General features: G+C 54.4%; 21 protein-coding genes and 2 pseudogenes. 10 read left to right on the top strand and 13 right to left on the bottom strand.

Translation table 11 applies throughout. The features are described 5' to 3' along the window. Positions 1 to 218 precede the first annotated feature (218 nt). From WH279_RS01035 to WH279_RS01025, 3 genes are read right to left on the bottom strand one after another with little or no spacing between them, the layout of a single operon-like run. Positions 219 to 1,001 carry a nucleotidyltransferase domain-containing protein gene (locus tag WH279_RS01035; protein WP_339454893.1) on the bottom strand — a complete coding sequence of 261 codons (783 nt, stop codon included), beginning with the start codon at positions 999 to 1,001 and terminating at the stop codon, positions 219 to 221. Between the two features lie 17 nt (positions 1,002 to 1,018). After that, complete coding sequence (locus WH279_RS01030; RefSeq protein WP_339454720.1) at positions 1,019 to 2,236, bottom strand: RtcB family protein; 1,218 nt, start codon at positions 2,234 to 2,236, stop codon at positions 1,019 to 1,021. A 2-nt stretch (positions 2,237 to 2,238) separates the two neighbouring features. Continuing rightward, the gene (locus WH279_RS01025) at positions 2,239 to 3,372 is read right to left on the bottom strand and encodes a slipin family protein (RefSeq protein WP_133844380.1); all 1,134 of its coding nucleotides are present in this window, start codon (positions 3,370 to 3,372) and stop codon (positions 2,239 to 2,241) included. 498 nt (positions 3,373 to 3,870) lie between these two features. Between WH279_RS01025 and rtcR the strand changes: the two are divergent. After that, positions 3,871 to 5,454: pseudogene (gene rtcR, locus WH279_RS01020) on the top strand (RNA repair transcriptional activator RtcR). Between the two features lie 95 nt (positions 5,455 to 5,549). Here rtcR and WH279_RS01015 read toward each other — a convergent pair. From WH279_RS01015 to WH279_RS01005, 3 genes and pseudogenes are all read right to left on the bottom strand, one after another. Further along, a complete protein-coding gene (locus tag WH279_RS01015; protein ID WP_227535543.1) occupies positions 5,550 to 6,029 on the bottom strand; it encodes a DUF943 family protein in 480 nt (159 codons plus the stop codon). A gap of 83 nt (positions 6,030 to 6,112) precedes the next feature. After that, entirely contained in the window at positions 6,113 to 6,577 is a 465-nt protein-coding gene (locus WH279_RS01010) for a DUF943 family protein (RefSeq protein WP_339454719.1), read from the bottom strand. Next, a pseudogene (locus WH279_RS01005) lies at positions 6,561 to 7,366 on the bottom strand (DUF3289 family protein). The gene WH279_RS01010 and the pseudogene WH279_RS01005 overlap by 17 nt, the downstream one beginning before the upstream one ends. 270 nt (positions 7,367 to 7,636) lie before the next feature. On the opposite strand from WH279_RS01005, the gene rnz reads away from it, so the two are divergent. Beyond that, positions 7,637 to 8,551, top strand: coding sequence for a ribonuclease Z (gene rnz, locus WH279_RS01000; protein WP_339454718.1), 915 nt, complete (start codon positions 7,637 to 7,639; stop codon positions 8,549 to 8,551). A 106-nt stretch (positions 8,552 to 8,657) separates the two neighbouring features. Here rnz and WH279_RS00995 read toward each other — a convergent pair whose 3' ends face one another. Together WH279_RS00995 and WH279_RS00990 are read right to left on the bottom strand one after the other, a co-directional pair. After that, on the bottom strand, positions 8,658 to 9,500 hold the full coding sequence (locus WH279_RS00995) for a 23S rRNA (adenine(2030)-N(6))-methyltransferase RlmJ (protein WP_133844363.1): 843 nt from the start codon (positions 9,498 to 9,500) through the stop codon (positions 8,658 to 8,660). Between the two features lie 94 nt (positions 9,501 to 9,594). Continuing rightward, the gene (locus tag WH279_RS00990) at positions 9,595 to 10,419 is read right to left on the bottom strand and encodes a CPBP family intramembrane glutamic endopeptidase (protein ID WP_339454717.1); all 825 of its coding nucleotides are present in this window, start codon (positions 10,417 to 10,419) and stop codon (positions 9,595 to 9,597) included. A gap of 225 nt (positions 10,420 to 10,644) precedes the next feature. Here WH279_RS00990 and prlC point away from each other — a divergent pair, with 225 nt between their 5' ends. Both prlC and rsmJ read left to right on the top strand, forming a co-directional pair. After that, positions 10,645 to 12,687: an oligopeptidase A gene (gene prlC / locus WH279_RS00985; protein ID WP_339454716.1), complete on the top strand. Its 2,043-nt coding sequence runs from the start codon at positions 10,645 to 10,647 to the stop codon at positions 12,685 to 12,687. Positions 12,688 to 12,694: 7 nt separating this feature from the next. Further along, entirely contained in the window at positions 12,695 to 13,447 is a 753-nt protein-coding gene (gene rsmJ / locus WH279_RS00980) for a 16S rRNA (guanine(1516)-N(2))-methyltransferase RsmJ (RefSeq protein ID WP_200642571.1), read from the top strand. Positions 13,448 to 13,507: 60 nt separating this feature from the next. Here rsmJ and uspA read toward each other — a convergent pair whose 3' ends face one another. Continuing rightward, on the bottom strand, positions 13,508 to 13,945 hold the full coding sequence (gene uspA, locus WH279_RS00975; protein WP_133844354.1) for a universal stress protein UspA: 438 nt from the start codon (positions 13,943 to 13,945) through the stop codon (positions 13,508 to 13,510). A gap of 312 nt (positions 13,946 to 14,257) precedes the next feature. On the opposite strand from uspA, the gene uspB reads away from it, so the two are divergent. After that, positions 14,258 to 14,593 carry a universal stress protein UspB gene (uspB, locus tag WH279_RS00970; protein WP_133844352.1) on the top strand — a complete coding sequence of 112 codons (336 nt, stop codon included), beginning with the start codon at positions 14,258 to 14,260 and terminating at the stop codon, positions 14,591 to 14,593. A gap of 83 nt (positions 14,594 to 14,676) precedes the next feature. Here uspB and pitA read toward each other — a convergent pair whose 3' ends face one another. Beyond that, positions 14,677 to 16,176: an inorganic phosphate transporter PitA gene (pitA, locus tag WH279_RS00965; protein WP_339454715.1), complete on the bottom strand. Its 1,500-nt coding sequence runs from the start codon at positions 16,174 to 16,176 to the stop codon at positions 14,677 to 14,679. Positions 16,177 to 16,418: 242 nt separating this feature from the next. On the opposite strand from pitA, the gene WH279_RS00960 reads away from it, so the two are divergent. Further along, positions 16,419 to 17,603 carry an NAD(P)/FAD-dependent oxidoreductase gene (locus WH279_RS00960; RefSeq protein ID WP_339454714.1) on the top strand — a complete coding sequence of 395 codons (1,185 nt, stop codon included), beginning with the start codon at positions 16,419 to 16,421 and terminating at the stop codon, positions 17,601 to 17,603. A gap of 39 nt (positions 17,604 to 17,642) precedes the next feature. Here WH279_RS00960 and WH279_RS00955 read toward each other — a convergent pair whose 3' ends face one another. Beyond that, on the bottom strand, positions 17,643 to 17,873 hold the full coding sequence (locus WH279_RS00955; RefSeq protein WP_133844346.1) for a transcriptional regulator: 231 nt from the start codon (positions 17,871 to 17,873) through the stop codon (positions 17,643 to 17,645). 471 nt (positions 17,874 to 18,344) lie between these two features. Continuing rightward, complete coding sequence (locus tag WH279_RS00950; RefSeq protein WP_200642574.1) at positions 18,345 to 18,815, bottom strand: OsmC family protein; 471 nt, start codon at positions 18,813 to 18,815, stop codon at positions 18,345 to 18,347. Positions 18,816 to 18,916: 101 nt separating this feature from the next. Here WH279_RS00950 and WH279_RS00945 point away from each other — a divergent pair, with 101 nt between their 5' ends. Then, on the top strand, positions 18,917 to 19,558 hold the full coding sequence (locus WH279_RS00945) for a GntR family transcriptional regulator (protein ID WP_339454713.1): 642 nt from the start codon (positions 18,917 to 18,919) through the stop codon (positions 19,556 to 19,558). Between the two features lie 62 nt (positions 19,559 to 19,620). Here the strand turns inward: WH279_RS00945 and WH279_RS00940 are convergent, their stop codons facing one another. After that, the gene (locus tag WH279_RS00940) at positions 19,621 to 21,180 is read right to left on the bottom strand and encodes a BCCT family transporter (RefSeq protein ID WP_339454712.1); all 1,560 of its coding nucleotides are present in this window, start codon (positions 21,178 to 21,180) and stop codon (positions 19,621 to 19,623) included. A gap of 160 nt (positions 21,181 to 21,340) precedes the next feature. Between WH279_RS00940 and betI the strand changes: the two genes are divergently transcribed. Genes betI through betA form a run of 3 tightly spaced genes read left to right on the top strand, consistent with a single transcriptional unit; the run spans position 21,341 to position 25,135 of the window. Next, the gene (betI, locus tag WH279_RS00935; RefSeq protein ID WP_339454711.1) at positions 21,341 to 21,928 is read left to right on the top strand and encodes a transcriptional regulator BetI; all 588 of its coding nucleotides are present in this window, start codon (positions 21,341 to 21,343) and stop codon (positions 21,926 to 21,928) included. 34 nt (positions 21,929 to 21,962) lie between these two features. Beyond that, positions 21,963 to 23,435: a betaine-aldehyde dehydrogenase gene (betB, locus tag WH279_RS00930; RefSeq protein ID WP_339454892.1), complete on the top strand. Its 1,473-nt coding sequence runs from the start codon at positions 21,963 to 21,965 to the stop codon at positions 23,433 to 23,435. 20 nt (positions 23,436 to 23,455) lie between these two features. Continuing rightward, on the top strand, positions 23,456 to 25,135 hold the full coding sequence (betA, locus tag WH279_RS00925) for a choline dehydrogenase (RefSeq protein WP_339454710.1): 1,680 nt from the start codon (positions 23,456 to 23,458) through the stop codon (positions 25,133 to 25,135). Positions 25,136 to 25,156: the final 21 nt, after the last annotated feature.

Raw genomic sequence — 25,156 nt, 5'->3', positions numbered from 1 at the left:
GGTTAGACGTAGTGAACAGCGTGCAGGGTAAGGGGAGTGCGGCCATAATAAAACGCTCCTTGTGTGATACCCGTTTCCAAATGATTTTGGGTATATCGTCCTTGATATCGTCATCGGTGAAATAGTAAGCGGTGGTGGGGTGTTGTGTAAACACAGCGGGCGTCCATAAAAGGTCGCAGGGTAGGGGGGGCACAGAGCGAACCCTGTGCCTGTTTGCATTACGGTGTCAGCACGGTCTGCATCAGCAAATGGTTTAGCGCGCTGGCATCACGTCGGGTAGCATCGGAGAGCGGCGGGCGTTCCTGCTGCGCCAGCTGTTGTTCAATAAAGGCATGGATGCGTTCACGGCGCGGGCCGTGTTCAGCTTCGCCCGCCTGGCGTTTACGCTCCAGCAATGCCTCGATCTCCGCACGCAGCAGCGGGTCACTGACCGTACCCGCCATCAATCGATCAAAACGCATCGGCGGAACGCCTTTTCCGGCCTCAATCCACTGCACGGCCAGCAGCGGGCGCAGCACGTAAAAGTACTTTTTCAGCCGCACCTGTTTGCCCTGCAGATACCCGCGAAAGTTCTTCTTCGCCATGGCCAGATAGTGATAGCGTGCCCGCAGATCGCTGAAGAAATCCGGCACCAGCCCACGTAACGCCTGTACCGTTTCAGGGTGCTGGCGATAGATGACGGGTGAATCCAGCCACTCCATCAGCGTCGGGTTGGCGGCTTTCAGCAGCCCCAGTGTTTTACGCAGCTCCCAGCCGCAGACATCCAGCTCGCTGTCGATCGGCAGTTCGATAACATCCCGCGGTGGCTCTACGCGCAGATACCACTCGGGCTGATGCACATAGATAAAGCGCACATCGTAATCACTGTCCGGGGAGGAGAATCCCCAGCCCCGGCTGCCAGACTCGCAGGCATACAGCACGCGCACGTGGTGGCGGGCTTCGATCGCTTCTAACGCTGCCAGCACACGTTCACGCATAGCCGGGCTGATCGTTTCTTCCATTTTCATCAGGTTGCTCCTTATCCTTTAACACACACGACCTGACGCAGCGTATGCACAATTTCCACCAGTGATGACTGTGCGGCCATTACGGCATCGATATCTTTATACGCCATCGGGATCTCATCGATGACGTTGCTGTCTTTGCGGCACTCAACGTGGGCAGTGGCGCGCTGCTGGTCGGCCACCGTGAAGCGGTTTTTCGCTTCGGTGCGGCTCATCACCCGCCCGGCGCCGTGGCTGCATGAACAGAAACTCTCTTCATTGCCCAGCCCGCGTACGATAAAACTTTTTGCTCCCATCGATCCGGGAATAATCCCCATCTCGCCTTTACGAGCTGACACCGCGCCTTTACGGGTCACCAGGATGTCTTCACCAAAGTGCTGTTCACGCTGCACATAGTTGTGGTGGCAATTCACTGCCTGCTCTTCGGCGAGAAACGGCGTCGACAGTGCCAGGGCCAGTGCCGTCAGCGTCTGCTGCATCATCACCTGGCGGTTGTGACGCGCAAACTCCTGCGCCCATTCCACCGCCTCAATGTAGTCGGCAAAGTGCTGGCTTCCTTCGCTGAAGTAAGCCAGATCGCGGTCCGGCAGATTCGCGATGTGCTGCTGCATATCTTCCCTGGCGAGGGTGATAAACAGGTTACCGATGGCATTGCCGACGCCGCGTGAACCGCTGTGCAGCATAACCCAAACCCGCTGTGCTTCATCCAGGCACAGCTCAATAAAGTGGTTCCCGGTGCCCAGCGTACCAAGGTGGTGGTAATGGTTGGTTTTCAGCAGCGCCGGGTATTTATCGGTGATGCGTTTAAAGCCCGCGTCCAGTACCCGCCAGTGGATATCCACGGCATGCGGTGGCGTATTCCATGCCCCCCGGTCATTACGTGAACGTCCACTGCTGCGACCATGCGGCACCGCACGTTCAATGGCACTGCGGATGCCGAACAGATTATCCGGCAGATCGCTGGCCATCAGCGATGTACGCACTGCCATCATCCCGCAGCCAATATCCACGCCAACCGCCGCCGGGATAATCGCCCCTTTGGTTGGGATCACGCTGCCAATGGTCGAGCCTTTACCGACATGCACATCCGGCATTACGGCCAGATGGCGGTAGATAAATGGCATCCGTGCCGTATTCAGCAGCTGTTGCTGCGCTTTGGGATCGACGGGGACACCCTCGGTCCACATTTTTATCATTGCCGCGCCTGGCGCGGTCAGCTGTTGCATACTCATTGTCAGTTTCCTTTGATCTGTACCAGTCCGTTCAGCACCTGGTCCAGGCCGCCGAACACGGAGATTTTATCGATGCGCTCTGCCACCCTTTCCAGGGTTTCCAGCTCTTTCAGACGCAGTGCCACCGGGTTGTTCTCCATCACTTTGGCGGTGTTCAGCAGCGAGCGCGTGGCGGCAGTCTCTTCACGCCGACGGATCACGTTAGCCTGCGCGGATTTTTCCGCTTCCACCAGTCGGGAGAGGATGGTCTTCATCTCTCCCGGCAGGATGATGTCTTTGACACCCACGGATATCACTTCCATCCCCCAGGCGGCGACATTCTGGCGGATCTGCGTACTGACCAGTTCGTCAATCACCTGCTTGTTTTCCAGCAGCTCATCCAGGCTGCGTGTTCCCACCGCTTCCCGCAGCGCAAACTGTAACTCACGGTAGAGGTATTCCAGCGGTTTGGTCAGTTGCCCCCAGGCACTCATCACATCGCTGTAACGCCAGTTGGCAGCCAGGTTGATGCGTAAGCTGACTTTATCGCGCGTCAGGATCTCCTGGCCGCTGACTTCCAGCGCCTGCACGCGGGTATCCACCACGTCGACCTCAACCTGATGATTAAAGCGCCAGTAGCCGCGAGTACCCGGTGGCAGCAGCGCCTGCGCCATACCATCCACTTTGAGGATCCCCACATGCCAGGCGGGCACCAGCGCCAGCAGTACCCCGGCGTGACCGGCCACCACGTGCTGGCGCAGTTGGGGTTGCATCAGGCTGGCAACAATGGAGGTCGGGATCGCCACGTCATCGGTGGGCAGCAGATCGACGCGTTGCTCGCTGCCGTTTAGCCACCACAGGCGGCGTGTACCCGGCGGCAGGAGCTCTACCAGCAGGTCATTTTTATAGTGCAGCCCGACGCAGGTTTCAGGCACCGCGACGGTCTGGCAAAACTCGCTCACCCACTGCGGATGGTGCTGCTGCAGGTAGTCCGCCAGCGTGTTATCCAGCGGTTGATTCAGCTCAAAGGTGGCCACCTTGAGCTGACGTCGCCAGTCGCGGAAACGATACTCCCCGGCTGGCAGAATCTGTTGGTATTCGTCGTTCTTTACCAGCAACGCGATATGGCCTTTCCGTATTTTGATGTTGTTAAACATATTATCTCCTTCATTAAGGGTGCACCGCAGAGCACGGGCAGCAGCGTGAAGTCAGGGGGCGCATCTGAGCGGCACCCGAAACTGGCGGTGGCGCGGAGGTGATGCCCCAGACCCGACGCGTTAGCCGGTGCTCCGGGTGGGCTGCCAACTGCACAGCCAGGGTACTGCCGAATAGTCTCCTGGGAGAGAGAGGCGCGAAGTCGGGAGTCGAACCCGTTCTGGCCCTGTGCCCTTCGCTCAATGTCTTCATGCTGGCAGAACGCCTGCGGGAAAACGGATATCCGTTCCCGGTGCGCTGGCGGGGTTCGTAACCCGTGCAATTCCAGCATGTTGACGAGTTAACTATTGCCAGAAGCGTGCCAGGTGATGAAAAATCGCGAATAAATTTTTAAGATATTGATTATTAATATATTTATATTTTCAGGAACAAAAGGTATTGCTGGCAGGGGAACACTGAATTTATCCTGTGGGATAAATATTGCGATAAAGGGATAGGGTATGAAGCGCAGAGTCGTGGTCGGTTTGGTGGGGACCACCCTGGACAAGCGTGGTAAACGGGAAAACCGCTGGAACAAATGGCGGCCCACGCTGGGGCTGTGTATGCAGCCCGATTTGCCCATCGATCGCCTTGAACTGCTGCATCAGCCTGACCGTCAGACGATGGCGCAGCAGATGGCTGAAGATGTGGCGCTGGTCTCAACGGACACCGAAGTGCGGCTGAATCAGATCACCCTCAATGACCCCTGGGACTTCGAAGAGGTGTATACCACGCTGCTCGATTTTTCCCGCCATTATCCTTTTGATACTGAGAACGAAGAGTATCTGGTGCATATCACCACCGGAACACACGTGGTTCAGATCTGCTGGTTCCTGCTGACCGAGGCGCGTTACCTGCCAGCCAGCCTGCTACAGACCGCGCCCGCCCCGCGTGAACAGGAGAGCGGAAAAACCGAGGGTGTTTATACGCTAATCGACCTCGATCTCAGCCGTTATGCCACGCTGACCAGCCGCTTTATGCGTGAGCGTCAGGAGTCGGTGTCGTTGCTGAAAGGGGGGATCTCCACGCGTAATTAGACCTTTAACAACCTGATCGACCAGATTGAGCGTGTGGCGCTGCGCTCGGATGCGCCGCTGTTGCTGACCGGGCCGACCGGAGCAGGAAAATCGTTTCTGGCAGAACGGATTTACCAGCTGCGGCAGTCGCGCCATCGGGTCAGCGGACGGCTGGTCGCGGTGAACTGCGCAACGTTACGCGGCGATAACGCCATGTCTACGCTGTTTGGTCATGTGAAAGGGGCCTTTACCGGGGCATTGCAGGCACGTAACGGGCTGCTGCGTGAAGCGGACGGCGGGATGCTTTTCCTCGATGAAATTGCCGAGCTGGGGCTGGATGAGCAGGCAATGTTACTGAAAGCCATTGAAGAGAAACGCTTCCTGCCGTTCGGCGCGGATAAAGAGGTGAGCAGTGATTTTCAGCTGATTGCCGGGACGCATCGCGATATGCGCCAGTGGGTGGCGGAAGGGCGCTTTCGTGAGGATCTCTACGCCCGCATCAATATGTGGAGCTTTACCCTACCAGGACTGGCGGCGCGGCGGGAAGATATTGAACCTAACCTGGAATTTGAACTGTTGCGTTTTGCCAGCAATGCGCAGTCGCAGGTGCGTTTTGAGCCGCAGGCTCGTCAGCGTTATCTGCAATTTGCCTGCGCGCCTGCTGCCGTGTGGCGCGGGAACTTCCGCGAACTGAGTGCCTCGGTGACGCGCATGGCAACGCTGGCAGACAATGGGCGCATTGAGCTGCCGCAGGTGGAAGAGGAGATTGCCCGCTTACGCGCCAGCTGGCAGCTCGAACCTGCCGTTGTTTTACCGGAAACGCTGGATTTGTTTGACCACAGCCAGCTGGAAACGGTTTTGAAGGTTTGCCGTGAGTCATCTACCCTGTCCGAGGCCGGACGCACGCTGTTTGCCGTTTCGCGCCAGCAGAAGAAGCAGCCTAATGACGCCGACCGGCTACGCAAGTATCTGGCGCGCTTTGCCTTAGACTGGGAGAGCGTGAAGTCCGGCGGAGTGCCGGAGCGATAACGGCAAGCGAGTGAAGGATGGCAGCCCCGGCGCGTTATATTGCGGGGCTGTGCCGATCGTTTTACGATGCGCTTCAGTGAATTCGGCGGGTAAATTCACCACACTTCATAGTGATCAACATATTTCACGACTTCGCCATTTTTTTGCAAACGATAAGTGCCATCATAGGCCTCAAACATGGTTCCCATGTTTTTGCTGTTGTCGACGGAGAAAACGATGTCTTTTTCGATACAATTCACTTTCGTTTTCATATCTTCAAAGCAGAGTCGGTCATATTTACCCTCTTCTTTGTAACCGTCTCCGAATAGCCAGACGGTAAGAGAAAATGAGCCGTCTGGTTCCGGATTAGGCACGTTGTATTTTTCCTTTAGCATGGCCTTATTTTTCAGCCACCAGTGAATTTTACCTTTATCAGTAAAGGGGAAGTTTTTGACAAGAACATCGCTGTAACCACTTCTTCCATGATGAACGGCAACGATTTCTACAGGGCGATGCGAATACCAGAGGAAACAACCGTGCAGAATACCGCCCGCCAGTAGTAGTGTGTAGGCGGTTTTTTTAATATTTATTTTCATTACGGGCTCCCGTAATATGGGTTGACTTCATAAACAATCCTTGTTTTATGTGCTAGCGTGTTTTTGTGAAAAGTACTTTGGCATTAGTTGTAAATATACTTCGCGATTTCACCATTTTCACGTAATCGATATGTTCCATCTTGTACAGTAAACATAACACCCATATTTTTACTTTCACTTACAGAAAAAACAGCTTCTTTTTCAATGCAGTTAAATTTTGTTTTCATATCTTCAAAACAAAATCGGTCATATTTCCCCTCTTCTTTATAACCTTCGCCAAATATCCAGAAGATAACAGTGGATGAACCATAGGATGAAGGTTTTGGGATGTCATACTGCTTTTTTAACATCGTTTTATTTTCCAGCCACCAGTTTAATTTTCCTTTAAAGGTGAAAGGGAAATTCTTTACAAGCACATAACTATGGTTGCCATCCTCATGAACAGCGACAATCTCTACAGGGCGTTGTGACAACCAGTAAAGGTAACCCATTAACAGGCCACTCAAAGAGAGTATTGCATAAATTGCTATCTTAGTTTTTAATTTCATTGCGGCGTCCCACTATATCAACAGTGGCTTCCATGTTCGTCATAAAGGGTTTAAAACCAAATTTATTGTAGCGCTGGAGTACAAACCAGAGGCGGAAAAAATGGAACTGTTTGAATTTAGATTTAGAAATATCCAGAGTATCCAGGCCGAAGTGGTCCTGAACTTTGTAATGCAACACCGCATGGTAGCGGTCGTTATCAATCTGTAGGGCTTTCAGCGTGATCTGCGTTGCCCAGGTATCATGAACGGTGATACTCATACCATTAAAAACATCCTGGAGTCGGTCAAATTTGGGTAATTTACCCCTAGAGATAGCTTCTCTAATTTTGTCTTTTTTTTCTGTTGGGTAACTTTTTTTTCCCAATTTATGTTTTTTTCTATAACATTTTTTATTCTCAAAAGGGTGCTGTTTTTTGTTCTATCCCGATATATATGATCCTTCAGCGCCGCATCCAGACTCATACTGGTAAATGCTGCACCGTTGGCGTTTTGCATATGGGTGATCATGTTGCCAATCAGGTGTCTGTAAGGGCCGTAAATTGAAAACGTATGGGACAATGAGCGGAATTCATCAAACATAATACGGGCGCATTCACTACGGGAAATTGTCTCGCCATCGGTCTCACGACGGGAACCAGCAAACATCGACTGTGGCCGATTGAAGGCGGTAATCTTCTTCAGCGCGTAAGGGTCGACCCGTTCAGATACTGTTGTCAGAAGAAAATTTTTCTTTAACTGCTCCTGGGTTAAATCACCATATTGCATATCCGGGGCGTTATAGTCGTCCATCCGTTTTTGCGTCTTGAACAGAGTGCAGGGCCATTGCAGTGCGGTCATATGAAAACTCTCCTTGTGTTAAACCCGTCATCAATGATTAAGGGTTAAATCTTCCGTTATGATTTTTTTCGCTGAAATAATAAGCGGTGGCGGAGCGGATGTCAGCACCGCTGGCGGAAATGGATATTTTGCGACGACACCAGTCTCGGTACATTTTGCGTTAAACTGGGCGTGTTGAAGTGAGGTGGGTCATTGGATCATAACGGAAGGAGTGGGTTGATTATGCAATTGCAGTTTTTAGGCACCGGCGCCGGAACGCCAAGCCGTGAACGTAACGTCACCAGCATCGCGCTGGATTTGCAGGGCGTGCGTAATGCCACATGGCTGTTTGACTGCGGTGAAGGGACGCAGCATCAGATCCTGTGCACCCCGATCAAACCGGGCAAGATCGAGAAGATCTTTATCACCCACCTGCACGGCGATCATATTTTTGGCCTGCCGGGGCTGCTGACCAGCCGATCGATGAACGGCTCCACCGATCCGATGACGATTTATGGCCCGGCAGGGCTCAAAACCTTTGTCGACACCGCGATCAGCCTTAGCGGATCGTGGCTGACCTTCCCGCTGGAGATTGTCGAGATAACGGCGGGTGAAGTGTGCCGCGATGAACATTTCCTCGTCACGGCATACCTGATGACCCACCCGGTTGAGTGCTACGGTTACCGCATTGATGAACATGATAAACCCGGCGCGCTGGATGCGGCGAAGCTGGCGGCAGACGGCGTGCCTGCCGGGCCGTATTTTTACGACCTGAAGCACGGACGCAGCGTCACGCTGGCTGATGGCAGAGTGATTAATGGCTGGGATTATGTCGGCGAGAAGATAAAAGGGCGCAGCCTGGCCATCTTTGGCGATACCGCTCCGACAGCGGCAGCCACGGTGCTGGCAGCGGGCGTCGACCTGATGGTGCATGAGGCAACGCTTGAAGTGGCGATGGAAGAGAAAGCCAACAGTCGCGGGCATTCCACCACGGCGCAGGCAGCAGCAGTGGCGCAGGAGAGTGGGGCGAAACGGCTGATTGTGACGCATCTCAGCTCTCGCTATCTGCGGGCTGACTGTGAACGGCTGCTGGAGGAGTGTCGGGCGGTATTTCCGCACACCGAGATGGCGCACGATTTCGCGGTGTTTACATTATAAACCCGGGCGAGTTGTGCCTCATAAACCTGGGCGAGGCATGCCCCGCCCCTACGGGGTCGGGTGGATTTTGTAGGGGTCGGGCATGCCCGACCCGCAGGCCACAACGTTATTCCGGCACAATCCAGCTGACTTTGGAGTAACCGGTGCCCGATGGCACCAGCACTTTTTCCAGCCACGGCAGCACGTTTTTCATCTGCTGCTCCAGCTTCCACGGTGGGTTAATCACAATCATCCCGGAGGCGGTCATGCCAAAGCGGTCACTGTCCGGGCGAACGCCCAGCTCAATTTGCAGAATACGGCGAATGCCGGTGGCCTGCAGCTCGTTGAACATACGCTTGATTTGCTGACGCAGCACCACCGGATACCACAGGGCAAACACGCCCGTACCGAAGCGTTTGTACCCTTCCTGAATACCCTGCACCACGGCCTGGTAATCGCTTTTCATTTCGTACGGCGGGTCGATGAGGATCAGACCCCGGCGTGACGGCGGTGGCAGCTTGGACTTCAACTGCTGGTAGCCGTCGGCGCGGGCGAGACGTGCACGATCGTCCTTCTGGAATTCACTGCGCAGCATCGGGAAGTCGCTGGAGTGCAGTTCAGTCAGCTGTAACTGGTCGTACTCACGCAGCAGATGGCGGGCAATCAGCGGAGATCCCGGGTAGTAACGCAGCTTGCCACCGGGATTGTAGTTCTTCACCACGCTGATATAAGGCGCCAGTTCTTCCGGCAGGTCATCCTGCTGCCAGATACGTGCAATGCCTTCCAGATACTCTCCGGTACGTTCCGCATGCTCACCGCTTAACAGGTAGCGCCCGGCACCCGCATGGGTATCGAGATAGAGGTAGGGTTTTTCCTTCTCATTCATCGAGCTGATAATCAGGCTCTGCACGGTGTGTTTGAGAACGTCGGCATGGTTGCCGGCATGGAAGCTGTGGCGATAACTGAGCATGTATTGGGATAATCCGGATGGTAAAAACAAGCGTGCCGCCAGTGGGCGGCACAGGTTGCGGTCATTATAGCGAAAACGGCTTAAAAAAGCGCGTTCAGGTCGGAATGTGCTGCCAGAACGGATAGGTAAACAGCAGCAGGTGCAGCATATTAAAGGAGAAATGCACCAGTGTCGCCACCCATAAACGTCCGCTCCACAGCCAGGCCAGGCCATAGATCAGCCCGGCCATTGTGGCAAACAGCACCAGCAGCAGCCCGCCGGAGAAATGGGCCAGACCAAACAACAGTGCCGCGATCAGCAGTGCCCGTTTGTCGCCGAGCAGCTGACTTAAACGCTGCTGGATATAGCCGCGAAACAGCGCTTCTTCTGCCAGACAGACAAAAAACAGATTGGCCAGCATAAACGATCCCAGCCACGAAGGCAGATGAGGTTCCACCTTCAGGCCGCCAGCCAAGGTGGCCAGCAGCAGCAGCAGGGGCATCGACATCAGCAGAACCAGCCACCAGAGCGCGTTAGCCGGGGGCTTTGCCGGGCGTTTCAACAGGGTGGGCAGGCAGGCCAGTAACAGAAACGGGATCAGCGCTTTATCCATGTTGTAGTAAAAGGTGAAGGGCGCACTCTGTGGCCCAACCTGTTCACCGGAAACAATGATGAGATTATTCACGCCCGGGATCATGTGCAGCATCAGCGCCACTGCGCTGAAAACCAGGATAATTTCACCGGGTAGCGCGAAGGCATGAGGTTGTTTCTGAACCGCGCAGTACACCGCGACAGCGCCCATCACCGTCAGTGCGATAATGCCGGGCGGCAGCAGCGTCTGATCCAGTACAGCCAGGACGAGGGCGATCGTCAGTAATATCAGTGAACTGCGCAGATAAAAGGGTAAAAAAAGTAACGAGGCCGCCAGCGTATACCACATAAATAAATTCCCTGTTTGTAACGAAGTAATACGATGTATGAAAGCGGATGGAGTATGCAACGCCCACCTGAGTGTGGCAATGCGTAAAATGCGGTGAAAAGGGGTTCAGCACGCGGGGAAAGCCGTTGCCGACACGCCGACCCATTGATTTTCACTACACTTACCCTCATGTTAAAGAAATCGTGCGTAAAAACGCGCCCCATACAACGATTAAAGGACTGCGCTATGACCAATCCGTTACTCTCTTCTTTTACGCTTCCCCCTTTCTCCGCCATTAAACCTGAACATGTGGTCCCCGCTGTAACCCAGGCGCTGGATGACTGCCGTGCGGCGGTAGAACGCGTGGTGGCCCAGGGGGCGCCGTACAGTTGGGATAACCTTGAGCAGCCGCTGGCCGAAGTAAGCGATCGCCTGAGCCGCCTGTTCTCGCCGGTCAGCCATTTGAACTCGGTAAAAAACAGCCCTGAGCTGCGCCAGGCCTATGAGCAGGCGCTGCCGCTGTTGTCAGAATACAGCACCTGGGTGGGGCAGCATGAAGGGCTGTATCAGGCCTATCGTGATCTGAAAGAGGGCAGCAACTTCGCGGCTCTGGATATTGCGCAGAAGAAAGCTATCGATAACGCGCTGCGTGATTTTGAGCTGTCTGGGATTGGTCTGTCGAAAGAGAAGCAGCAGCGTTACGGTGAAATCGCCGCGCGTCTGTCAGAGCTGGGCTCGACTTACAGTAACAACGTGCTCGATGCCACAATGGGCTGGAGCAAGCTGATTACCGATGAGAAAGCGCTCTCCGGGATGCCGGAAAGTGCTCTGGCCGCGGCTAAAGCGCAGGCGGAAGCCAAAGAACAGGACGGCTGGTTGCTGACGCTGGATATTCCAAGTTATCTGCCCGTCATGACCTACTGCGACAACCAGGCGCTGCGCGAAGAGATTTATCGTGCTTACTCCACCCGCGCCTCTGACCAGGGGCCAAATGCCGGGAAGTGGGACAACAGCGAGGTGATGGCGGAAGAGCTGGCACTGCGCCATGAACTGGCTCAACTGTTGGGCTTTGCATCTTACGCGGAGAAGTCGCTGGCGACCAAAATGGCCGAGAACCCGGCTCAGGTGATTGATTTCCTGAACGGACTGGCAACACGCGCCCGTCCGCAGGCTGAGCAGGAAGTTGCTCAGTTGCGTGCCTTCGCGAAGAAAGAATTTGGTGTTGAGGATCTGCAACCCTGGGATCTGACGTACTACGGCGAAAAACAGAAACAGCATCTGTACACCATCAGTGATGAGCAGCTGCGTCCGTACTTCCCGGCCCAGCGTGCGCTGGATGGTCTGTTTGAGGTGGTGAAACGCATTTATGGCATCACCGCAAGCGAACGCCACGATGTGGATGTTTACCACCCTGATGTGCGTTTCTTCGATCTGTTCGATGAAAGCGGTGAGCTGCGCGGTAGCTTCTACCTTGACCTGTATGCGCGTGAACACAAACGCGGTGGGGCGTGGATGGACGACTGCGTGGGCCAGATGCGTAAAGCTGACGGTACGCTGCAAAAACCCGTGGCCTATCTTACCTGTAACTTCAACCGTCCGGTCAGCGGCAAACCTGCGCTGTTCACCCACAACGAAGTCACCACGCTGTTCCATGAATTCGGTCACGGCCTGCATCATATGCTGACGCGCATTGAAACCCCAGGCGTGTCCGGCATCAGCGGTGTTCCTTGGGATGCCGTCGAACTGCCAAGCCAGTTTATGGAAAACTGGTGCTGGGAACCGGAAGCGCTGGCGTTTATCTCCGGTCATTTCGAAACCGGTGAACCGTTACCACAGGATCTGCTGGAGAAAATGCTGGCGGCGAAAAACTATCAGGCGGCGCTGTTTATCCTGCGTCAGCTGGAGTTCGGCCTGTTCGATTTCCGCCTGCACGCTGAGTTTGACCCGGCGAAAGGTGCCCGTATTCTTGAGATTTTGAAAGAGATCAAAGCGCAGGTCGCCGTGGTGCCTGGCCCATCGTGGGGCCGCTTCCCGCATGCGTTCAGTCATATCTTTGCCGGTGGTTATGCCGCAGGTTACTACAGCTACCTGTGGGCTGATGTGCTGGCCGCTGATGCTTACTCACGTTTCAAAGAGGAAGGGATTTTCAACCGTGAAACCGGGCAGTCCTTCCTCGACAATATCCTGACGCGTGGGGGTTCTGAGGAACCGATGGAGCTGTTCCGCCGCTTCCGTGGCCGCGAGCCGCAGCTGGATGCGATGCTGGAACACTACGGCATCAAAGGGTAAGTCATCAGTGAACATCTGTTTGTTAGATGAAACGGGCGCCGGAAACGGCGCCTTATCTGTTTTAGCCGCCCGCTGGCAGCTGGTGCATGATGAAAACGCGCTGATGGCGCTGGTGCTGACCCCGGAACATCTGGAGTTACGTAAGCGCGATGAGCCGAAGTTGGGCGGCATCTTTGTTGATTTCGTCTCCGGGGCGATGCTGCACCGGCGTAAGTTCGGTGGTGGCCGCGGTGAAGCTGTGGCGAAAGCCGTCGGTATCAAAAGCGGCTATCTGCCGGATGTGGTGGATGCGACCGCCGGGCTGGGACGGGATGCTTTTGTACTGGCATCGATTGGCTGTCGGGTGCGGATGCTGGAGCGCAACCCGGTCGTCGCCGCGCTGCTCGATGACGGTTTACGTCGCGGCTATGCCGATGCGGAGATTGGTTCCTGGCTGCGTGAGCGTCTGACGCTGCTGCATGCTTCCAGTCTCAATGCACTGACGGATATCAGCCCGCCGCCAGATGTGGTGTACCTCGACCCGATGTACCCGCATAAACAAAAAAGCGCGCTGGTGAAGAAAGAGATGCGTGTTTTCCAGTCGCTGGTGGGCCCGGATGAAGATGCCGACGGGCTGTTGCTGCCCGCGCGACAACTGGCAAAGAAACGCGTTGTGGTGAAACGGCCTGACTATGCGCCGCCCATCGCCGATGTTGCCACACCGAATGCGGTCACTACCAAGAGCCACCGTTTTGATATTTACTCGCCCGTTACGGTGTAGGCGCTGACCTTCTTTTTTGGCGTAGGGGCTGACCTTTTTTCGGTCAGCCTACCCATGACTTTAATCTTCGTCTTCGTCGCGCAGCGGCACGATCAGCATATCGATATGTACGGTATTAATTAGCTGGCGTGCGGAAGACATCAGCTTGCTCCAGAAATCCTGGTGGTGCCCGCAAACCACTAAGTCCACCTGATACTGCTTAATAGCATCGACCAGCACCTGGCCGAGGTCACCGCTACCGCTTAACGTTTCCGCAATCGGATAGCCCGCGCTGTTGGATAAGTCCGTCAGTGCAGTGTGCGTCTCTTCAGAAATACGTTTTTGCATATCCCCGAGGTTAACGTCAATCAGGCCGGTGTAGAGGTCTGAATAGTTCACATCAACGTGGATCAGGGACACCTTCGCGTCGTAAGGGCGTGCCATCGAGACGGCTTTGTCGACCAGCAGTTTACTTTCCGGCGAGAGATCGACGGCAATCAGAATATGTTTATAGGCCATTTGAATACTCCTTTTCACGTAAGTGTTGAGATGGAGTATAGCGAAAAATGTTACCGGGTGTTGTGGCATGCGGCGGCGTTTGCGAGGGCGATCAACATGAATTTTCGTCCCTTTGGGGGCGATGCAGTAAACATCGCTGGAAAAAATTTAAACATATCTCCTACACTGATAATTGACGGCAGCAAAAGCGTTATGTGACGTCAATCGGCATGCAGCAATCATCTTAATAATAAAGGTTGGCGAAACCACTCTGGGGCGTATCCGGCTTTGCCCGCGTTATGCTTTTCCGTGGTGAGTGGCCGGGAGGGGATCATGATCAGCACCATTGCGCTTTTCTGGGCTCTTTGTGTCGTGTGTTTGGTGAATATGGCGCGCTATTTCTCTTCACTGCGGGCGCTGTTGGTGGTGCTTCGTGGATGCGATCCGTTGCTGTATCAGTATGTAGATGGCGCTGGATTCTTTACGTCTCATGGGCAGCCGAGTAAACAGGTGCGGCTGATCGGGTATATCTGGGCACAGCGTTATCTTGATCATCACGATGATGAATTTATCCGGCGCTGCGAGCGCGTTCGTGGGCAGTTTTTATTAACCAGTTCACTGTGTGGGTTGGTGTTTATCAGTCTTATTGGGCTGGCCATCTGGCATTAAAAAAGGCGCCCCTGATAAGGGGGCGCCTTCTGGATGAATCGCACATTCTTCGGGCGGACCTTTTTCGGTCCACCCGCTGCACATCAAATCAGCTTCAGTGCCAGCCAGTAAAGGCTACCGGAAAGGACAATCGAGACGGGCAGGGTGAAGACCCATGCCAGCAGGATGTTCTTAATGGTGCGCCCCTGCACGCCGCCACCGTCAACCAGCATCGTACCGGCAACGGAAGAGGAGAGGACGTGGGTGGTAGAAACCGGCATCCCGGTATAACTTGCCACACCGATAGAGACGGCTGCCGTCATCTGAGCAGACATCCCCTGTGCGTAAGTCATGCCTTTTTTACCGATTTTCTCACCGATAGTGGTGGCAACACGACGCCAGCCAACCATGGTACCCAGTGACAGCGCCAACGCGACGGCCAGGATAATCCACACCGGAGCATACTCAATGGTGTTGAGCAGGTCGCCCTTCAGCTTGTTGAGGAAGCGTTTGTCGTCAGGCTTGGTTTCCGGCAGCTTGGCGGCTTTCTCTGCGGTGTCTGAGATACACATCAACAGGCGACGTAGCTGACCGCGCTGTTCCACGCTTAACGCATCATAGCTGGACAGGTTGTTCAGCAGACCCTGAGCACGCTGGATGGCAGGCAAAGCACGTGCCGCATCACAGTGGAACTCATTTGGACCTGTTGGCACCTCTTCCGGCGTTGGCAATGCAGGCGGTGACATCTCGATGATATGCGTCAGCGAGGTGGCATGCTGCTGGTAATACTGTTCCAGATGGTTGACCGCATCGCGGGTGCGAGTGATGTCATAACCGCTGGAATTCATATTGACCACAAAGCCTGCCGGTGCAACGCCAATCAGTACCAGCATAATCAGGCCGATACCTTTCTGACCGTCGTTTGCGCCGTGCGAATAGCTGACGCCAATCGCCGAGACAATCAACGCGATACGGGTCCAGAACGGTGGCTTTTTCTTGCCATCGATCTTTTCACGCTCGGCCGGTGTCATATGAATCCGCTGACGTTTTTTATTCCCGCTCCAGAAGCGACGCAGGATAAACACCAACCCGCCGGCAATCACTAAGCCGACAATCGGTGAAATAATCAACGACATAAAGATACCGATCATTTTGGGAATGTTCAGCGCATCCACCACCGAGGTGCCAGTCAGCAACGCGTTGGTCAGGCCGATACCAATGATGGCACCAATCAGAGTATGAGAGCTGGAAGCCGGTAACCCGAAGTACCAGGTGCCGAGATTCCATATAATAGCGGCAAGCAACATGGAGAAAACCATGGCCAGCCCGTGAGCCGATCCCACATTCAATAGCAGGTCGGTGGGTAGCAGATGGACGATAGCGTAAGCCACGCTTAACCCGCCCAACAGTACACCAAAGAAGTTGAACACCCCTGCCATGACAACCGCTAACTGCGAGCGCATTGCACGGGTATAGATCACGGTTGCAACCGCGTTGGCCGTATCATGGAAGCCATTGATTGCTTCGTAGATCAAGACAAACAACAGAGCAAGTACCAGTAACAGGCCGGTATGAAAATCAAGACCAGCAAACAGATGTAGCATAAGCGTTACGCCATTTTGGAGGACATGAACGCGGCGCATTATCAGCGACAAACCGCACCCGGGGAAAGGGAAATATAGACTTTTTTTGACATTAACGTGTCAAACACATGACACTTTTCGTTGAAAACATCAAAAAATCATAAAGTTACAAAATGTTACAGCCCCCATATGGGCGTGAAGCTGGTATCCCGCACGCCAACTCACTACAATCAGCGTTTTTGCGAGTCGGCGCGGAGTGTGTGGTGGAAAAGTTTGACGTTATCGTTGTTGGCGCGGGCGCGGCAGGCCTGTTTTGCGCGGCCCAGGCGGGGCAAAAAGGGCTGCGGGTGCTGCTGATTGATAATGGCAAAAAGGCCGGGCGTAAAATCCTGATGTCGGGCGGCGGGCGCTGCAACTTTACCAACCTCTACACCGAACCGGCGGCTTACCTGTCGCATAACCCGCATTTTTGTAAATCTGCGCTGGCGCGTTACACCCAGTGGGACTTCATTGATCTGATTAATCGCCACGGCATTGCCTGGCATGAGAAGACGCTGGGCCAGCTGTTCTGCGATGACTCGGCGCAGCAGGTGGTCGACCTGCTGCTGAAAGAGTGCGAAGACGGGCAGGTCACATTGCGCTTGCGCAGTGAAGTGGTGTCCGTCACGCGTGACGACAGCGGCTATACCCTGCAACTGAATGGGGCGGAAGTACAGGCAGAGAAGCTGGTGATTGCCAGCGGCGGCCTGTCAATGCCGGGGCTGGGCGCGTCGCCGTTTGGCTATAAAATGGCTGAACAGTTTGGCCTGAAGGTGTTCCCGACGCGTGCCGGGCTGGTGCCGTTTACCCTGCATAAACCGCTGCTGGAACAGCTTCAGACCTTATCCGGCGTCTCGGTGCCATCGGTACTCACCGCCGAAGACGGCACGGTATTTAAAGAAGCGCTGCTGTTTACCCATCGCGGCCTGTCCGGCCCGGTGGTCCTGCAACTCTCCAGCTACTGGCTGCCGGGTGAGTTTGTCACCGTTAACCTTTCCCCAGGCCAGGACATTGACGCGTTTATTAATGATGAGCGTAACAGTCATCCTAATCAGAGCCTGAAAAACACCCTGGCAAAACTGCTGCCGAAACGTCTTGTTGAGTGCCTGCAACTGCTGGGGACCGTACCGGAGTGCACGCTGAAGCAGCTGAACAGCCGTCAGCAGGCCGATCTGGCGACTGCGCTGCACCAGTGGCGCGTGCAGCCTAACGGAACCGAGGGCTACCGCACCGCCGAAGTCACGCTGGGCGGCGTGGATACCACCCAGCTGTCATCGAAAACGATGGAGGCGCGTGATGTCCCAGGGCTCTATTTTATCGGTGAAGTGGTGGATGTGACCGGCTGGCTGGGAGGCTATAACTTCCAGTGGGCGTGGAGTTCCGCCTGGGCCTGTGCGCAGGCGCTGTGAGTGAGTATGACGTCATCATCCTGCGTATGGCTTTCTTATTTACTGCGCGGTCAGGGTGAAATTAGGATGGCGGCCTGCCAGCAGCAACAGGAACTCATATTCAACCTGACTGAGTAGCGCCGGCTTACTGGCGGCCTCTTTCGTTTGCCAGACACGCAGGCTGAGGTTAAAGCGCTCGGCGGCACCTTCCTGAGAGAGACCGGCGGCGAGGCGAAGTTCACGTACGTTAGTCATGACTGGCACGGGGCGCTGTGATGTGCGGGTTGGCATAGGCGTTTCTCATTATTGTACGGGGCCACCAGGGTGGCCGGGATTAAACGAAAGCAGCCTTTATCTGAAGTACGACATCACGGTGTCAGTCGGCTACAAGCTGAAATCAGAATGTCTAAATGTGGCTGGCACGGTGCCAAAACCACGTATCTTTAAGAGTTTTCCCTGGTGTTGCAGGTATTAAAAATCCCCGGTGTTGCATCTTTTTTATAATCAATCGTAGAACTTTAAGTAGCGCGCTATTTAATCGCGCATTATGTTTCTGATTTCATTGTGGCACTGTTTAGAAAAAAGAGAAGGGAATTTTGATTAAATGTATGCATCGTCAAGGTAGGGGAAATTTATCAAAAACGAGGGCATAAAATGGCAGGCCGCGCCGTGCATAGCCTGGAAGGGGAAGCGAATCTTTAATCGTTTTTGCCTTTCTGACTGATAGGGCACACGACGTTTCGGTGGCCCTGTTTTTTCAGCTTACTGTGGCGACTGAACGATTGTCGGCTCGCACAGCACCGGGAAGTTCAGCGAGTTGGCAATATAGCAAAGGGAATGGGCCTGATGATGCAGCGTGCGCGCCAGTTCAGGATCGCCTGAGGAAATGCTCACCTGCGGCTTTAACAGAATGCGGGTAAAGCAGCCCGTTTTCCCTTCCACCATCGTTCCCTCCGCGTCATCCCGGTAAGCCTGGACGATAATTCCGGCTTCTGCGCACAGGTGCAGATACCATAATTTATGGCAGGCAGAAGCCGACGCAACCAGCAGATCCTCAGGGTTCCATCGTGTGGCATCACCCAGAAATGCCGGATCGGATGAACCCGCAATCGGCGCTTTCTCGCCCGCACTCATCTGGTAGTCGCGGTCGTATGCCTTGTAGGATGCGGTGCCTTGTCCTTTATTCCCTGTCCATTCCACCGAAACCTGATAGTGATGTTCACGTTGTGCCATGTTGCTTGCTCCTGAGGGAAATGCGGATAACCGCTCACGTTGATTGTGCAAGTAAAGCAGATGGTATACCATTATTCCAACTGTTTTTTGAGAACATACTGATGCTGACGAAACCAGGCTCCACGGCAGATGTTATTGCGGCCTCACTGCGTGACATGATCAATCAGGGCGAACTGCCTGAGGGCGCACGCTTGATCGAACGCGAGCTGGCCAGTCAGTTTGCCGTCAGCCGCATCCCGCTGCGTGAGGCAATCCAGCAGCTGGAACGCGAAGGAATTGTTGAAACCCAGCGTAACCGCGGTGCCGCTGTCAGAACCTTAACCGCCGATGATGTGAATGAGATCTACACGTTGCGCGCGCTGCTGGAGGGGGAGGCGATTTATCACAGCGTGATCAACCGGAACGAAGAGACGCTGGCGCGTGCCGGGCTGGTTCATCAATTACTTGAGAATGCGGGGAGCGTGCAAAAGCAGGGAGAGTTGAACCGCGAGTTTCACACCCTTCTTTATCGTGGTTGTCATAACGGCAGGCTGTTGAAAATGATCGCAGAGTTATGCGCGCAGATTGAGCGCTACGAATATCTGCAACGCCGACTGCTGGCGGATACGCCCGCGTTCCAGCATGAACATGCCGCCATTCTTGATGCGTATGCGCGCGGGGATGCGCAGCAGGCGCGGGAGGAAACCGTCAGGCATATTGAGTCTGCCCGGCAGGTGGTACTGACACGAGTCTCCCTTCCATAACCCCCGACGCTGAGGGTCAGGGGGTATTTATGCCTTCAACGATATTGCGCAGTACCGCCGGTCTAGCCCTGGCGGTCTGTCTGCATCATCGGCTTAGTGCCAAATTTCTGTAAATCGCGATACAGGCTGACCATATAGAGCAGAATTACCGCAGAGAAGGGTAAACCACATATCACAACAGCGGTCTGCATCGCACTGAAGCTGCCCGCATATAACAGGCCTGCACAGACTAACGTCGTGACGGAGGCCCAGAAAATACGCAGCCATGCCGGTGCATCATCGTCATTGGTTCCCCCCTGGCTGGAGAGATTCGCAATCATCAGCGTGCCTGAATCGACAGGTGTCAGGAACAGGACAAAGCTGATGACAATCGTGAAGCCGGCGGTGATTTTAGTGAACGGGAGGTATTCGAAAAGTTTGAAAACGGCCATAGGTGGGTCTTTCAACGCAACCTGACCCAGAATTTTATCCGCATGCTCAAGTACAAGGCTGATCGCGGTATTGCCGAAAATAGACAGCCAGGCGAGGGTGAAGCCTAACGGGATCAGCATGACACCCAGGATAAGCTCACGGATGGTTCTTCCCTTCGAAATCCGGGCAATAAACAAGCCGACAAACGGTGCCCAGGCAACCCACCACGCCCAGTAGAAAAGCGTCCATGCACCCTGCCAGCGACGCGCTTTGCCATAGAGATACACATCAAAGCTCTTCCCGATAATCGATGTCAGGTAATCGCCCGTATTCTGTAGCATCCCGTTGATCAGGTTGAGCGTTGGGCCGGTGACGAAGACGAACAGCAACAGTAAGCACAGGAAGCCAACGTTGATGTTAGAGAGCATCGCGATGCCTTTCTCGACGCCGGTGACGGCGGCTAGCGTTGCCACAATCATCATCATCACAATCAGTATCAACAGCACATGCGGCGTTTGTGGGATATCAAACAGATAGTGCAGGCCGGAGTTCACCAGCAACGCCCCGATACCGAGGTTAGTGACCATCGAAATCACGGTGACCAGAATGCCAACGCTGTCGACTAAATGCCCGGCCCAGCCGTGAACCCTCTCGCCAAAAATAGGATAAAGGGCCGAACGCAGCGCCAGAGGCAATCCGCGGCAGTAAGCAAAATAGGCCAGTGCTGTGGCGATGAGCGCATACAGCGCCCAGCCGTGAAGGCCCCAGTGCAGGAATGTAATCGCCATTGCCTGACGGGCGGCTTCAGGTGTTCCTCCCTGGCCTTCTGGCGGTTGCAGAAAGTGGTCAAGTGGTTCATAGGCACCGTAATACACCAGTGCGATTCCAATACCCGCCGAGAAAAGCATGGCAATCCACGAAGGGTAGCTAAACTGCGGCGCTTCCCCCTCCTCGCCCAGTCTGATGTGTCCAAACCGGGAAAGGGCAAGCCAGAATACAAAAATCATGCACGCGATCATCAGCAGCATGTAGTACCAGCCAAACACATCCGCCATCCAGATTTGGGCGCTGTTTAGCCATTGATGGCTTCCGGCAGGAAACATCACCACCAGCAGTCCTAACAACAGGATAACGACAGAAGAGCTAAAAAATACGGGGGCATTCAGTCTGATCGGTGCATGGCCGATCGGTTTTGGCGCGATCTCAGTCATATGAACAGTTCCATGGTGTAAAGAGTAAAATCCATCTTATGAAGACCCGATTATTAACATTTAATAACCGAGACTTTGACATTTTTGTAGCATAGGATAGATTGATTGAACGTTCAATCAGTGAATTTTAAATGCGTGGTCGCTGCCACCTGGAGTTGAAATGTCCCGTAAAGCCATACCTGAACAACGCAAAGAGCAGTTGATCACAGCGGCCTTCGAAACCATAGGTGACGTCGGTTTAGCGGGTGTGACGTTGTCCCAGGTCGCCAGCCAGGCAGGAATGTCTACGGGGATTGTCAGCCACTACTTTGGCGATAAAGAGGGTTTGTTAAACGCCACGATGCGTCGCATCCTGCGAGATCTGCACGATGCGGTGGCTACCTGCCGGAGTACTGCTCAGGACACACCTGAAGCGCAGCTGTTCGCCATTATTGAAGGCAACTTTCATCCCAGCCAGACCAGCGGAACATCAATGCGTGCCTGGCTTGATTTCTGGGCAGCAAGCCTGCATCAACCCGCGCTTCGCCGCCTGCAACGCGTCAACGATCACCGACTGTATTCCAACATTTGCTGCCAGTTTCGCCGCTGTTTACCGCCGGATGAAGCGCGCAGAGCTGCCCGTGGCCTGGCGGCAATGATCGACGGATTATGGCTACGCGGTAGCCTGGCTGGTATCGATTTTAATGCACGGAAGGCATGTGAAATTGCCTTCGACTATGTTGAAAATAAGCTCAACAACAGAACCTGAATCCCCAAGCCAACTGACAAAAGGAACCGTAATGATGGCGAAACTCCCCCTGCAACAACTTTATATTGATGGTCGTTTGACTGACGCCAGTGGCTCAGAGACGTTTGAAACGATCAACCCGGCAAACGGTGAGGTGCTGGCTGTGGTGCAGCGCGCAACCGAGGACGATGTTGAACGAGCGGTCACGAGTGCAGAACGTGGCCAAAAAATCTGGGCCTCAATGACCGGAACGGAGCGTTCACGTATTTTGTTACGCGCCGTAGACATCCTGCGTGAACGAAATGATGAGCTGGCCCACCTGGAGACGCTGGATACCGGCAAGCCTTTCTCTGAAACCTCGGTTGTCGATATCGTCACGGGCGCGGATGTACTGGAGTATTACGCTGGCCTGGCAACGTCCATCGAAGGTGAGCAGTATCCGCTACGCGATAGCAGCTTCTTCTATACGCGACGTGAACCGCTGGGCGTGACGGCCGGGATCGGTGCCTGGAACTATCCGATCCAGATTGCGTTGTGGAAATCGGCCCCTGCGCTTGCCGCAGGCAACGCGATGATTTTTAAACCCAGTGAAGTGACCCCGCTGACCGCACTTAAACTGGCTGAAATCTATACGCAGGCGGGCCTGCCGGATGGCGTATTTAATGTGGTTCAGGGAGCAGGGCGTGTAGTGGGTGAATGGTTAACTCAGCATCCACGTATTGAAAAAATCTCCTTCACTGGCGGTATTGAAACCGGTAAGAAAGTCATGGCCAGCGCGGCGGCTTCATCGCTGAAAGACGTCACGATGGAGCTGGGCGGCAAGTCACCGCTGCTGATTCTGGCCGATGCTGATATCGAACTGGCCGCAGATATCGCCATGATGGCGAATTTCTACAGCTCCGGGCAGGTGTGTACCAACGGGACGCGTGTGTTTGTTCATCGTTCACAGAAAGCCGCACTGGAAAAGGCGCTGGACATTCGCGTGAAGCGTATTCGCATGGGGGAGCCAATGGATCCCCGCACCAATTTCGGTCCGCTGACCAGTTTTTCCCATATGGAAAATGTCCTGCGCTATATCGACAGCGGCAAAGCGGAAGGGGCACGTTTACTGTGCGGTGGTGCGCGCGAAACATCAGGCAATTTTGCACAAGGTGCTTACGTCCAGCCGACGATTTTTACCGATTGCGAAGATCATCACACCATCGTCAAAGAAGAGATTTTTGGGCCGGTCATGAGCATTCTGACCTGGGACGATGAGCAGGAAGCCATTGACCGTGCGAACAATACCCACTTTGGCCTGGCAGCAGGTGTCGTCACACGCGATCTGTCAAAAGCTCACCGCACCATTCATCAGTTAGAAGCCGGTATCTGCTGGATCAACAGCTGGGGAGAATCGCCTGCGCAAATGCCGGTCGGCGGCTACAAACAATCCGGTGTTGGACGTGAAAATGGGATAAGCACGCTCGCCCATTACACACGTATCAAGTCAATCCAGGTTGAGCTGGCACGCTATCAATCTGTTTTTTAAATAAGGACATTGAGGTTTTTATGACGACTATCAGGGAATATGACTACATCATTATTGGTGCGGGTTCAGCGGGTAACGTACTGGCGACGCGCCTGACAGAAGACGCGGATGTCAGCGTGCTGTTACTGGAAGCCGGAGGCCCGGACTACCGCCAGGATTTCCGTACGCAGATGCCTGCGGCACTGGCCTATCCATTACAGGGACGGCGCTATAACTGGGCCTATCTGACCGATCCAGAACCGTTTATGGATAACCGACGCATGGAGTGCGGTCGTGGTAAAGGGCTGGGGGGATCGTCGCTGATCAACGGGATGTGTTACATCCGTGGTAATGCCATGGATTATGACGGCTGGGCGAAGCAGGAAGGCCTGGAAAACTGGAGCTATCTCGACTGCCTGCCGTACTTCAAAATAGCGGAACGCCGTGATATTGGTGGCAATGACTATCATGGCGATTGTGGTCCGGTCAGCGTGACAACGCCAAAACACGATAACAACGTGCTTTTCCACGCCATGGTTGAAGCGGGTGTGCAGGCGGGTTATCCGCGTACTGATGACTTAAATGGTTACCAGCAGGAAGGTTTTGGCCCGATGGATCGCACCGTCACGCCACAGGGTCGTCGTGCGAGCACCGCCCGGGGCTATCTGGACCAGGCGCGTCAACGTCCCAACCTGACGATTGAAGTCCATGCCGTCACCGATCGTATCTTGTTTGAGAACAAACGGGCGACCGGAGTGGCCTGGCTACAAAAAGAGATCCCACATTCGGCACGTGCGCGACGTGAAGTGTTGCTTTGTGCGGGGGCGATTGCCTCTCCGCAAATTCTGCAACGCTCAGGCGTTGGCCCGGCTGAGCTGTTAAAAAGCCTGGATATTCCGGTGGTTCACGATCTGCCCGGTGTTGGCGCGAACCTGCAGGATCATCTGGAAATGTATTTGCAGTATGAGTGCAAGCAGCCCGTTTCGCTGGCACCTGCGCTGAAGCTGCATAATCAGCCGTTGATTGGTGCAGAGTGGCTGTTTATGGGGCGTGGAATTGGCGCCAGTAACCATTTTGAAGCGGGCGGATTTATTCGCAGCCACGAAGAGTTTGAATGGCCGAATATTCAATATCATTTCCTGCCGGTCGCGGTTAACTATAACGGCTCGAATCCGATTAAAGTCCATAGCTTCCAGGCACACGTGGGTTCGATGCGTTCAACGAGTCGAGGCCGGGTGCAGGTCACCTCGAAGAACCCGCATGACCACCCGAGTATCCTGTTTAACTATATGTCCCAGGAGCAGGACTGGCATGAGTTCCGTGCGGCGATTCGCCTGACGCGTGAAATCATCCAGCAGCGTGCGCTGGACCCCTATCGTGGCAAGGAAATTTCGCCGGGTGCCAGCTGCCAAAGTGATGCCGACCTGGACCGTTTTGTCCGTGAGCACGCTGAAACGGCCTATCACCCCTCCTGTTCAAATGCGATGGGGTATCATGAAATGGCCGTGGTTGGAAATGATGGCAAAGTGCATGGCATGGAGAACCTGCGCATCGTGGATGCGTCCATTATGCCGCGTATCACCACCGGAAACCTTAACGCGCCAACGATTATGATTGCTGAGAAAATAGCCGACATGATCCGCGGGCGTCCGCCACTTGCCCGTAGTGACGTTCCGTACTATGTGGCTAATGGTGCACCTGTGCGGCGTGTGCGGGATTAAATAAGCGTATTCAACGTAACG

It is taken from the genome of Erwinia sp. MYb375 (assembly GCF_037479175.1).
Taxonomy (GTDB): Bacteria; Pseudomonadota; Gammaproteobacteria; order Enterobacterales; family Enterobacteriaceae; genus Erwinia; species Erwinia rhapontici.
This window is presented reverse-complemented; position numbering and strand designations above follow the sequence as displayed.

Excerpts from the sequence above, each read along its gene's own strand:
- WH279_RS01035 (WP_339454893.1), bottom strand. The coding sequence starts at position 1,001 with ATGGAAGAAACGATCAGCCCGGCTATGCGTGAACGTGTGCTGGCAGCG.
- WH279_RS01030 (WP_339454720.1), bottom strand. The coding sequence starts at position 2,236 with ATGAGTATGCAACAGCTGACCGCGCCAGGCGCGGCAATGATAAAAATG.
- WH279_RS01025 (WP_133844380.1), bottom strand. The coding sequence starts at position 3,372 with ATGTTTAACAACATCAAAATACGGAAAGGCCATATCGCGTTGCTGGTA.
- WH279_RS01015 (WP_227535543.1), bottom strand. The coding sequence starts at position 6,029 with ATGAAAATAAATATTAAAAAAACCGCCTACACACTACTACTGGCGGGC.
- WH279_RS01010 (WP_339454719.1), bottom strand. The coding sequence starts at position 6,577 with ATGAAATTAAAAACTAAGATAGCAATTTATGCAATACTCTCTTTGAGT.
- rnz (WP_339454718.1), top strand. The coding sequence starts at position 7,637 with ATGCAATTGCAGTTTTTAGGCACCGGCGCCGGAACGCCAAGCCGTGAA.
- WH279_RS00995 (WP_133844363.1), bottom strand. The coding sequence starts at position 9,500 with ATGCTCAGTTATCGCCACAGCTTCCATGCCGGCAACCATGCCGACGTT.
- WH279_RS00990 (WP_339454717.1), bottom strand. The coding sequence starts at position 10,419 with ATGTGGTATACGCTGGCGGCCTCGTTACTTTTTTTACCCTTTTATCTG.
- prlC (WP_339454716.1), top strand. The coding sequence starts at position 10,645 with ATGACCAATCCGTTACTCTCTTCTTTTACGCTTCCCCCTTTCTCCGCC.
- uspA (WP_133844354.1), bottom strand. The coding sequence starts at position 13,945 with ATGGCCTATAAACATATTCTGATTGCCGTCGATCTCTCGCCGGAAAGT.
- uspB (WP_133844352.1), top strand. The coding sequence starts at position 14,258 with ATGATCAGCACCATTGCGCTTTTCTGGGCTCTTTGTGTCGTGTGTTTG.
- pitA (WP_339454715.1), bottom strand. The coding sequence starts at position 16,176 with ATGCTACATCTGTTTGCTGGTCTTGATTTTCATACCGGCCTGTTACTG.
- WH279_RS00955 (WP_133844346.1), bottom strand. The coding sequence starts at position 17,873 with ATGCCAACCCGCACATCACAGCGCCCCGTGCCAGTCATGACTAACGTA.
- WH279_RS00950 (WP_200642574.1), bottom strand. The coding sequence starts at position 18,815 with ATGGCACAACGTGAACATCACTATCAGGTTTCGGTGGAATGGACAGGG.
- WH279_RS00945 (WP_339454713.1), top strand. The coding sequence starts at position 18,917 with ATGCTGACGAAACCAGGCTCCACGGCAGATGTTATTGCGGCCTCACTG.
- WH279_RS00940 (WP_339454712.1), bottom strand. The coding sequence starts at position 21,180 with ATGACTGAGATCGCGCCAAAACCGATCGGCCATGCACCGATCAGACTG.
- betI (WP_339454711.1), top strand. The coding sequence starts at position 21,341 with ATGTCCCGTAAAGCCATACCTGAACAACGCAAAGAGCAGTTGATCACA.
- betB (WP_339454892.1), top strand. The coding sequence starts at position 21,963 with ATGGCGAAACTCCCCCTGCAACAACTTTATATTGATGGTCGTTTGACT.
- betA (WP_339454710.1), top strand. The coding sequence starts at position 23,456 with ATGACGACTATCAGGGAATATGACTACATCATTATTGGTGCGGGTTCA.